General features: G+C 69.8%; 14 protein-coding genes. 7 read left to right on the forward strand and 7 right to left on the reverse strand.

Going from position 1 to position 9,106, the window contains the following annotated elements; genetic code table 11:
• The first annotated feature begins 46 nt into the window (after positions 1-46).
• From ACIBQX_RS45135 to ACIBQX_RS45165, 7 genes are all read left to right on the forward strand, one after another.
• Positions 47-316, forward strand: a complete 270-nt coding sequence (locus ACIBQX_RS45135) for a hypothetical protein (RefSeq protein ID WP_397015937.1) — start codon at positions 47-49, stop codon at positions 314-316.
• Between the two features lie 12 nt (positions 317-328).
• A complete protein-coding gene (locus ACIBQX_RS45140; protein ID WP_397015939.1) occupies positions 329-1,183 on the forward strand; it encodes a hypothetical protein in 855 nt (284 codons plus the stop codon).
• Positions 1,180-1,563, forward strand: a complete 384-nt coding sequence (locus ACIBQX_RS45145) for a YbaB/EbfC family nucleoid-associated protein (protein ID WP_397015941.1) — start codon at positions 1,180-1,182, stop codon at positions 1,561-1,563. The genes ACIBQX_RS45140 and ACIBQX_RS45145 overlap by 4 nt, the downstream gene beginning before the upstream one ends.
• Before the next feature lie 3 nt (positions 1,564-1,566).
• Positions 1,567-1,872: a YbaB/EbfC family nucleoid-associated protein gene (locus tag ACIBQX_RS45150; protein WP_397015943.1), complete on the forward strand. Its 306-nt coding sequence runs from the start codon at positions 1,567-1,569 to the stop codon at positions 1,870-1,872.
• A 124-nt stretch (positions 1,873-1,996) separates the two neighbouring features.
• The gene (locus tag ACIBQX_RS45155) at positions 1,997-2,449 is read left to right on the forward strand and encodes an SRPBCC family protein (protein WP_397015945.1); all 453 of its coding nucleotides are present in this window, start codon (positions 1,997-1,999) and stop codon (positions 2,447-2,449) included.
• Positions 2,446-2,781 (forward strand): ArsR/SmtB family transcription factor, encoded by a 336-nt coding sequence (locus ACIBQX_RS45160; protein WP_397015947.1) that lies wholly within the window; start codon positions 2,446-2,448, stop codon positions 2,779-2,781. Before ACIBQX_RS45155 ends, ACIBQX_RS45160 begins: the two co-directional genes overlap by 4 nt.
• 65 nt (positions 2,782-2,846) lie before the next feature.
• Positions 2,847-3,251: an SRPBCC domain-containing protein gene (locus tag ACIBQX_RS45165; RefSeq protein WP_397015949.1), complete on the forward strand. Its 405-nt coding sequence runs from the start codon at positions 2,847-2,849 to the stop codon at positions 3,249-3,251.
• Between the two features lie 5 nt (positions 3,252-3,256).
• Here the strand turns inward: ACIBQX_RS45165 and ACIBQX_RS45170 are convergent, their stop codons facing one another.
• The 7 genes from ACIBQX_RS45170 to ACIBQX_RS45200 form a co-directional block, all read right to left on the reverse strand.
• Entirely contained in the window at positions 3,257-3,742 is a 486-nt protein-coding gene (locus ACIBQX_RS45170; protein ID WP_397015951.1) for an Ohr family peroxiredoxin, read from the reverse strand.
• Positions 3,739-4,542 (reverse strand): hypothetical protein, encoded by an 804-nt coding sequence (locus ACIBQX_RS45175; RefSeq protein WP_397015953.1) that lies wholly within the window; start codon positions 4,540-4,542, stop codon positions 3,739-3,741. Before ACIBQX_RS45175 ends, ACIBQX_RS45170 begins: the two co-directional genes overlap by 4 nt.
• Positions 4,543-4,733: 191 nt before the next feature.
• Complete coding sequence (locus ACIBQX_RS45180; protein WP_397015955.1) at positions 4,734-5,645, reverse strand: RNA polymerase sigma-70 factor; 912 nt, start codon at positions 5,643-5,645, stop codon at positions 4,734-4,736.
• A 29-nt stretch (positions 5,646-5,674) separates the two neighbouring features.
• Positions 5,675-7,450 (reverse strand): ferritin-like domain-containing protein, encoded by a 1,776-nt coding sequence (locus ACIBQX_RS45185; protein ID WP_397015957.1) that lies wholly within the window; start codon positions 7,448-7,450, stop codon positions 5,675-5,677.
• 1 nt (position 7,451) lies between these two features.
• Positions 7,452-7,682, reverse strand: coding sequence for a hypothetical protein (locus ACIBQX_RS45190; RefSeq protein ID WP_397015959.1), 231 nt, complete (start codon positions 7,680-7,682; stop codon positions 7,452-7,454).
• 17 nt (positions 7,683-7,699) lie between these two features.
• Positions 7,700-8,110 (reverse strand): cupin domain-containing protein, encoded by a 411-nt coding sequence (locus tag ACIBQX_RS45195; protein WP_397015961.1) that lies wholly within the window; start codon positions 8,108-8,110, stop codon positions 7,700-7,702.
• Between the two features lie 23 nt (positions 8,111-8,133).
• On the reverse strand, positions 8,134-8,889 hold the full coding sequence (locus ACIBQX_RS45200) for an SDR family oxidoreductase (RefSeq protein WP_397015963.1): 756 nt from the start codon (positions 8,887-8,889) through the stop codon (positions 8,134-8,136).
• Positions 8,890-9,106 lie beyond the last annotated feature (217 nt).

The raw sequence follows: 9,106 nt of genomic DNA on the forward strand, positions 1-9,106 counted from the left end.
CCGCGCGAGCGGCGCCCAGGGAGGGTACGAGGTCGACGCCGGGCACGTGCGGAAGTTCGCCGGCACCATGGACGACTCGGCCACCGGTGTGGACACCGTCAGGCAGTGGACCCCCCGCTTCGAGGGCTGGAACCTGGCCCCCATGGCCGGCGTGCCCATCGTCGGGCTGATGTTCGTCGGCCGGTTCAACACCATCACCGACACCTGGCGGGACAGCGCCGGCATCCTCACCGAGGTGCTGCGTACCGACAGTGGCAAGGTCTCCAAGGCCGCCGACAACTACGTCGCCGCCCAGCGGGCCAGCACCATCAAGTAGGAGGAACCCGCGATGTCGACCCCGCCCGGCGAACCGGCGAAGCTCATCCTGCCGGGCCAGAGCACGCCCCCGGCCGCCCAGCAGTTGCACATCACCAACGCCAGGGGCGCCGTGCAGCGGACTCTCACGGTCGGGGCCCCGCAGCCCCGCACCGACCCCGGCTTCTACAAGAAGCTGATCATGGAGCTGAACCCGCTGCGCCAGTCCACCAGGGGCGCGATGGCGATGTCCGGGCTCGGCATGGCCGCGCTCGCGCTGGACGTGGCGGCGACCCTCAACCTGGGCAACCCCTTCCTCTTCTACGACCGGCGCGAGCAGTGGAAGGAGATGGCCGGGCTGCTGGAAGGCAGCCGCTCCGACCTTTGGCGGTCCTTCTTCGACGACATCTCCCCCAACTGGAGGGGCGACGCGGTCGAGACTCTCCAGCAGTACGTCCGATTCAACGTCAACGGCCTCTACGCCCAGCTCGGCAAGGTCTCCGGCGAGATGAGCAGCGCCATGCACAGCCAGTACAAGGAGGTGCTGGAGTACGACCTGTCGGTGTTCGGGCTGTACGCCACCTCCGCCCCCATGCTGCGTACCGTCGCCATGCTGAGCGCGCACCCGGTCGGGAGGGTCACGCTGATGACCCAGGTGGGCCTGTTCATGAGCGCGATCGGAAACCTGATCAAGCAGTTCGCCGACGTGTACAACTCCTACGAAGGCGACCTCAACAAGCTCGAACTCAAGCTCAACGACCTGAAGGGCGCGTTCTACAAGGCCGGTAACCCGGATCAGGGGGCACGTGAGCTCAGCCTCACGCCCGCGATCTCGGATCCCGCGCAGTTGAAGGACTACTGGGTCCCGGCGTCCAAGAACTCCGCATGAGGCACGTCGAGTCGTTCGCCGAGGGCCGGCCGGACGAGGTCACCGGGCTGCTGCGCGAGGCGGACGGCTGGGCCCGCACCCTGGCCGGCGCGATGGGGCAGCTGGAGGAGGAGCGGCTGACCGGCACCGACCCGGCCGAGGTCGTGCGCGTCGAGGTGTCCGGCACCGGCCGCCTGCGCGCGTTGACCATCGACCCGCGCCGCCTGCGTGACCTGGACCATCTCCAGCTCGCCCAGGCCGTCCAGGAGGCGATCGTGGCGGCCCACCACACGATGGGGGAGCGGCTGGAGGAGGTCGTCGAAGGCCTGACGGGGCCGGGCGGCGCGAGTGCCGCCGACCCGCTCGAAGGCTACATCCGCAACGTGCTGAGGGGTGAGTGAGCGATGGAGGACGCACAGGCGCGGCTGGAGGCGCTGATCGCCGCCGCCGAGCGGGCGGAGGCGAGGGCGGAGGAGTGGAGCGCCGCCGAGTTCTCCGGCCGGGCCGACCAGGGCGGCATCGTGGCCGTCACTGACGCGCTCGGCACCCTCAAGCGTCTGGAGATCTCCCCGCGCAGCAGGCGACGGCTGGACGCGACGAACCTCGCCGCCGCCATCCTGGCGGCGATCACCACGGCCGAGGAGGCCGCGGCGACCTCCAGAACCGCCCTGCTCGCCGACCTGCACCTCACCCCCGGCAGGCTCGCCTAGATCCATCCCGTACGGCTTCACCTGCGGATCCGTGCCAGAATGCGCAACTTGTGGTTGCGTATCGGGGAGTCGCGCGGTAACGTGATGCGCAACCGAACGTTGCGTGTTGCGAAGGGTGAAGAGTATGGAGCACGGCAGTATCGAGCGGGAGATCCACGTCGACGCCTCGCCCGAGGTGGCCTTCGAGGTCGTCAGCCGCCCCGAGCACATCTCCGAATGGTGGTCCGACGCCGCCGACATCGAGGCGGTGCCAGGCGCGGTCGGTGAGCTCGTCTGGGGCGACAGGGCGGAGGTCGTCCCGATCACCGTGGTGAAGGCCGACCCGCCTCGGCTGTTCTCGTTCCGCTGGTGCTATCCCGGTGGCAAGGCCGACGACGACACCGCCTCGCTGCTGGTCACCTTCGAGCTCACCCCGTCCGGCACGGGCACCAGGATCCGGCTCACCGAGAGCGGGTTCCGGGAGATGGGCTGGGAGGCGGCCAAGCTGGAGGAGCAGTACCGCGAGCACAGTGCCGGCTGGGACACCTTCGTTCCCCGGCTGGGGGCGTACCTCGCCCGGCTGGTGTCAACGCCATGACCGTGGTCGACGACGACCTGTGGTCCGCGATCGGGGACCCGACCCGCCGGCGGATGCTCGACCTGCTCCTGACGGACGGCGACGGCACCGCCACCAGCCTCAGCGAGCGGCTGCCCATGACGCGTCAGGCCATCGCGAAACATCTCGGCGTGCTCGGCCGTGTCGGCCTGGTGCACGCCTCGCCCGCTGGGCGGGAGAGGAGGTACCGGGTGGACGAGGCGCAACTCGCCCGCGCGGTCGCCCAGTTGTCCTCGGTGGGGGCGGCGTGGGACGCCAGGCTCCGGCGCATCAAGCGGATCGCCGAGACGATCCAGCGCGGCAAAGACCAGTGAAAGCAGACAGGAAAGAGGAATCGACCATGGTGGATATCCTGCACAGAGTAGGCATCAAGTCATCGGTGTCCGAGGTCTACACGGCCTTGACCACCACCGAGGGGCTCGCCGGTTGGTACACGACCGACACGAAGGGCGAGGGGAACGACCTCGGCGGCGTGCTTCAGTTCCGGTTCGAGGCCGGTGGGTTCGACATGAAGGTCCTCGAACTCGACCCGGGCAAGCGCGTGCTGTGGGAGGTGGTCGACGGCCCTGAGGAGTGGATCGGCACGCACGTGTCCTGGGACCTCGCCCAGGCCGACGAGCACGCCATCGTCCTGTTCAAGCACGCGGGCTGGCGGGAGCCGGTGGAGTTCATGCACCACTGCAGCACCAAGTGGGCGGTCTTCATGATGAGCCTGAAGTCGCTGATCGAAACCGGGAAGGGCGCGCCGGAGCCGGACGACGTCAAGATCGACAACTGGAACTGACGGTCTCAGGGCGCGAGGCTGATCGTGGCGGGGATGCCTTGGCGGGTCATCTTCGCGTACGGGCACAGCGCGGACGCCTGGGCGAGTAGTGGGGCGGCCCTGTCGGGCTCTACCCCGGGCCAGGTCACGATGAGGTCCGCGCTCAGCTGGTAGCCGCCGTCGGCGGGGTCGCGGCCGAAGGCCACGGTCGCCTCCACCGTGATCGCGCGGGGGTCGAGGAGGTGCCGGCGGGCCAGCAGGCTGAGGGCGCCGTGGAAGCAGGCGGCGTATCCGGCGGCGAAGAGCTGTTCGGGGTTGGGGCCGGTGGCGTCACCCCCCAGCTCTTCTGGCATCCGCAGCTCCAGGCGGAAGCCGCCGTCGGCGGAGTCGGCCCGGCCGCTCGCCCGGCCGTGCGCGGAGTCGCCGCCGGTCACGGCGACGCGCGTGCGGTAGATGGGCTTGAACGCGGGGCCGCTGTAGTCGTGGTCCGTGGACAGTATGTGGTCGTTCACCGGTAGGGCCTTTCTTGTGATGGAGCTGGGTGGTGCCAGTGCCGGAGTTTGTCGGGGTTCAGCACGATCCATGCGGCGGTGACCCGGTCTTCGGCGACGCTCACGCTGACCACCGCCACGGCCTTGCCCGCCCGGCGCAGCACCAGGCCGGTCCGGCCGTTCACGGAGCCGAGGGCCACCTCGGCGCCGGGCCGGCCGGCCAGCAAGGTCGTGACGAACCGGGCCACCGCGTCCGCGCCGTAGGTCGGGCGTACGGGGGCGCGTAGTTTGCCGCCGCCGTCGCTCACGACGATCGCGTCCGTGGCCAGCACCTCGCGCAGCGCCGCGACGTCGCCCTTCTCACAGGCGGTGGCGAACCGGCGCGCGACCTGATCATGCTTGGCGTGCATCCCCGGACCGGATACGGCCAGGTGCCGTGTCAGGTCGGCGGCGAGCCGGTGCACCGGGTCGCCGGCGGGAGGCGTTGTGGCAGGGGGCCCAGTGGTGGCGGGCGCAGGGGTGGTGGGCCCAGTGGTGGCTGGCGCAGGGGTGGGGGGCGCTGCGGTGGGGGGCGGTGTGGCGCTGGCGGCCGGCGCGGCGAGCAGGTCCAGGCAGATGCTCCCGGCGACCCGCGTCAGCCAGGCGCGCGGCACGGCGATGGCGGCGCGTTCGTCATCGCCCAGGGCGTACCAGCGGCGATAAGTCTCTTGGACGATCCAGTCGGCCGTGCTCTCCGAGCCGAACATCCACAGGGCGATGCCGAGCAGGTGCTCCCGCTCGTCGAGCATCTCCACCAGTGACCCCGCGCCCACGTCGCTCATCTCCCGCCGCCCGCGCGGCCGGGATGGCCCGCCTGGGTGAAGGGGCCGGCGTGGCCCGCGAAGGTCAACGGGGTCGTCCGCACGATGTCCTCTGTTCTCTCGGCGTCGGCAGCTAAGACCGGATGGCCCATCCTGTTGTGACGTTCCTCAGGGCGATCACGAGAGGCGGCCGTACCCGCGCTCCAGGCTCGTCAGATGCTCCCTCGTGAGCGCGACCGTTCGAACGCGCCGAGTTTGTCCGGGTTGACGATCCACATGACGTGGTGGATGCCCTGCGGCGAGGCCTCGATGGTGAGCATCGTGACCTGGTCGTGGGCGCGCGGCACGAGCACGCCGGCGCGTCCGTTCACGTCGACCCACCTGACGTCGCCGGACGGCCAGTACCGCGGCGCGTACGCGGCGACGAACTTCGCCACGCGGTGTCCGCCCAGCAGAGGGAACCGCGCCGCGCCTCTGATCCCGCCGCCGTCGGAGGAACTGACGACGTCAGCGGCGAAAAGGTCTTCGAGGGCGGCGATGTCCCCCGTCTGGGCGGCCTCGAGGAAGACCTTCAGGAGGCGCCGGTGCTCGATCTTGTCGATGGGCTCGCGTCGTACGGCCCCCAGATGCTTGCGGGCCCGGCTCACCAGCTGACGGGCATTGACCGTGCTGATCCGCAGGATCTCCGCGATCTGCGGGTAGGGGTAGACGAACGCCTCACGCAGGACGTACGCCGCCCGCTCGGTGGGGGTGAGCCGTTCGAGCAGCAGCAGGAAGGCGAGTTCGAGCGCTTCGCCCCGTTCGGCCCCCACCGCTGGGTCGAGGCTGGTGTCGACGGGTTCGGGAAGCCAGGGCCCGATGTACGCTTCCCGGCGCGAACGGGCGGATTGGGCGACGTTGATGGCCAGACGGGTGGTGATCAGCGCCAGGAAGGCCGAGGGGTTCTCGACGACGGAACGATCGGTGTTCTGCCAGCGCATCCAGACCTCTTGAAGGATGTCCTCGGCCTCGGTCGCGCTGCCGAGCATCCGGTAGGCGATGCCGAACAGTCGCGGGCGCAGCTCGACGAAGGCGGAAGCGGCCTGTTCGAGTGCGTCCGCCTTTTCCAGGGAATCCGTATGCATGTTCATCCGCGCCTTATCCGGTATTCGAGCTAGGCCTGTACGGGTGCGGCGTCGTCCTCGTGGAAGCCGATCTCCCGGTGGGTGCCGTCGCACAGCGGCTTGTTGCCGGAGTGGCCGCAGCGGCACAGCGTCATCCGGTTGCGGGTCTCCAAGGGCAGGCCGTCCGACCGCAGGACCGGCACCTCGCCGGTCACCCACAGCGCGCTGGCCAGCCCGTTCTCCTCCTCCAGGACCGAGACGGCCTGCGGCAGGTCGGGCTCGATCGTCTCGCCGCCGCGTTCGAGGGCGTAGCTGTAGGAGCCGGACGGGCAGTGGTCGATGCGGCCCATGACGTCGGAGCGCACGTCGCTGTCGCCGGTGTCGGCGAGCATCGCGGCGATCGGCCTGGTGCGGCCGATGCAGAAGGCGGCGTGGACGCATAGCTCGCCCACCCGCTGCGCCGAGATGCCCACCCCGTCGTGCACGTGCTGCAGTTCCCGGTACGGCTGGACGCTCGCGCTCTCCGTGCCGTCGAACCCGATCATGGCGTGCGTCCCGTCGCAGAACGGCTTGGTGCCCGAGTGGCCGCAGCGGCACAGCGCGTAGGTGTCCTCGGTCTCCAGCGGTTCGCCGGTCTTCCAGGTCAGCGCGTTGTTCTCGGCAGATACGATCTTGCGTTTACGCCGGAGCGGGACGCCGCCGTACACCACGTACGGTCCGTCCCGGAGCACGACGATCCGCTGCCGGTCGTCGCCCACGGCCCACCGGCGCTGTTCCGGTGCCACGTAGTCGAAGGTGGGACCGGCCGTGGTGCCGTCCACGTCGGGCATCCGCATCAAAGCCTGGGCTTGCGCCTTGAGCGCGTACATGGTGCCGGTGGCGACCGCGAGCAGCTTCGGGCTGCCGTTGAACGCCTGCTCCAGCAGGTGCAGGACGGCGCAGTAGGTGTGGTTGAACTCCTCCTGGGCGGTGCGGATCGCGCTGCCGGGAGCGTGGTCGGACAGGCGCGGGTTGCGCCGCATCGGATGCACGCCGGCGAGGTCCACGGAGATCTTCTCGCCGGTGGGCCCGGACTCCGGGGTGTCGCCACGCTGGTAGCGCCGGCCGAGCTTGAGCTCCTGGAATCGGTAGTAGTGGGCGACCTCGTCCCGTTCCGGGTGGAAGACGTCCTGGTCGCCGTCCCATACTTCGCCACGGGAGGTGCCCTCGCCCTGCTCGACGATCTCTTCGAGCGCCGCCAGCGCGGAGTCCAGGCCGTCGACCGCGACCAGCCGTCCGGCGGTGTGACGGAAGTGGGCGGCGCTCACCTGGCGGGCCGGATCGCCGTGGAAGACCGCCTGCTCGCCGAGCCGGTCGCACAGGAGGCGCAGCCCTTGTTCGATCGCGGCGTAGAACTGCCCGATCGTCTCGTAGTGGTCGCTCTCCGCCACGGCGCCGGGCGGCGCCGGCTGCTCGATCCGCAGGAACATCTCCAGCGCTTCCGGTCCGAAGGGGACCAGGGACAGCTCCAGGGAGTCGTGCGGCAGTGGCCGGGGATGCTGCGGGAGCATCTGCGGCGTGTCCAGCCGGGGCCGGCCGCCGACGGCGTTGAGCAGGTTCGCCGCGAGTGCCAGGTGCAGCATCTCCTCGGCGAAGACGCTGCCCACCACGTCGACGGCTTCCGGGTTGCGCTCCGGGTCCAGCGAGTACAGGGCGCACAGGTACGGCGGCAAGGTGGCGTGCTCCAGCTCGATCGCCCACTGCAGGTGCTCACGAAGGCTGTCGAGCGTGTCGATCGGCGCCGGCCCGGCGATGGTTTCCCGCGGTTCTCGGTGACTCACGGACATCTCAGGCACCGTGCTCCTCTGGCCGGGAGCGGTCCTCCAGCACCTCGACCGCGTCGAGCAGCCCGCGCAGGCCGATCTCCTCACGCTCGACGTCCGTCGGGTCGAACAGCCACTCGCTGACCGGCAGGTCGAACTCCTGCTCCGGACGGCTCGCCTCGACGTGGATCAGTTCGACCTCGACCTCGGCCTGGAGCTCGTACAGAAACTCGTTGTCACCGTTCGGAGCAGTCATCTTTCCCTCCATGGGGATCAAGCCGGGCGCGGGGCGCGGCGGTCCTGGCGCTGGGCGAGCTCTTCCTCGTCGACCAGCGTGAGCATCGGCTTGCCCGGCTCGCACAGCATCGTGACGGTGAACCGCAGCGGGATGTCGTCGCGGTTGTTGCCGTCCTGGTAGTGGATGACGTCGCCGCCCGGCTCCCAGAACGCCTCCCCGGCGTGCAGGACCCGCGGCGGTTCACCCTCGATCTCCAGCAGGATCTCGCCCTCCAGGACGAACCCGAAAGCCGGGCCGGAGTGCCGGTGCGGCGGGGTGCCGGGGTCGCCGGGCGGGTATTCGATCACCACGGTCATCGCGTGCGCGCCCTGCGGGATGAACGGAGGTTCGACCTCCTGCAGCGTGGTCAGCGCGGTCTGCCATGCGGTCGATCTGGTATCGGACATGGGATGTACCTTTCGTGGAGGCGTTACTTCCCGGCGGCGTTCTGGGCGGCCCAGTCGCGATAGCGGATCTTGCCGAGGGTGGCGCCGTCACCCGGCACCAGCGACCGCTCGCTCAGCTCGCTGCCGAAGTAGCGCGCGTGCACGTCGGTGACCACCTGGCGCGGGTCGCCCCAGCCGGCCAGCGCGTCGCGGAAGAACTCGTCCATCCGGAACTGCTCGGGCCCGGCGATCTCGGTCCTGCCGTTCAGCGGCGAGCCGACCGACACCCTGGCGACCGCCTGTGCCACGTCGTCGCCGGCCATCGGCTGGTAGAGCACGGGCGCGATCCGTACCGAGTTGCCGTCCGTGGCGGTGTCGGCGATGCCGCGGGTGAACTCGAAGAACTGGGTCGCGTGGATGAGCGAGAACGGGTTCCCCGACTTCTCGATCAGCTGCTCCTGGGCGATCTTCGCCGCGAAGTAGCCGTTGTCCGGCATCCGCTCCGTGCCCACGATCGACACCGCGACGTGGTGCCCGACCCCCGCCTCCGCCTCGGCTGCGAGCAGGTTGCGGGTGGAGGTCTCGAAGAACTCCAGCACCGCGGCCCTCTCGAACGACGGGGAGTTCGACACGTCGATCACGACCTGCGCGCCGTCCAGCGCCTCGGCCAGGCCTTCGCCGGTGAGGGTGTTGACGCCGGTGTTCGGCGAGGCCGGCACGGCTTCGTGACCGTGCTCGCGCAGCATCGCCACCGTCTTCGAGCCGATGAGGCCGGTTCCGCCGATTACCACGATCTTCATGGGCAGTTCCTCTCTGTCCGCCGGGGCGCCCGTGCGCCGACCGGTCATCAACTAAGACAGGGCAGCTTCCGAGGGTGTGACAGCCGCCGCGAAATTCCCTCTACCTACCTGGACGATCGCGCTATTCGACGAGTTTTCCGACGCTGGAGACCTCGCGCATGAGCGCCGTGATCTCGTCGGGGATCGGGGGGATCGTCTCCCTGGCCACTGATCCGGG

Origin of the sequence: Nonomuraea sp. NPDC049714 (assembly GCF_044465295.1) — a bacterium.
Taxonomy (GTDB): domain Bacteria; phylum Actinomycetota; class Actinomycetes; order Streptosporangiales; family Streptosporangiaceae; genus Nonomuraea.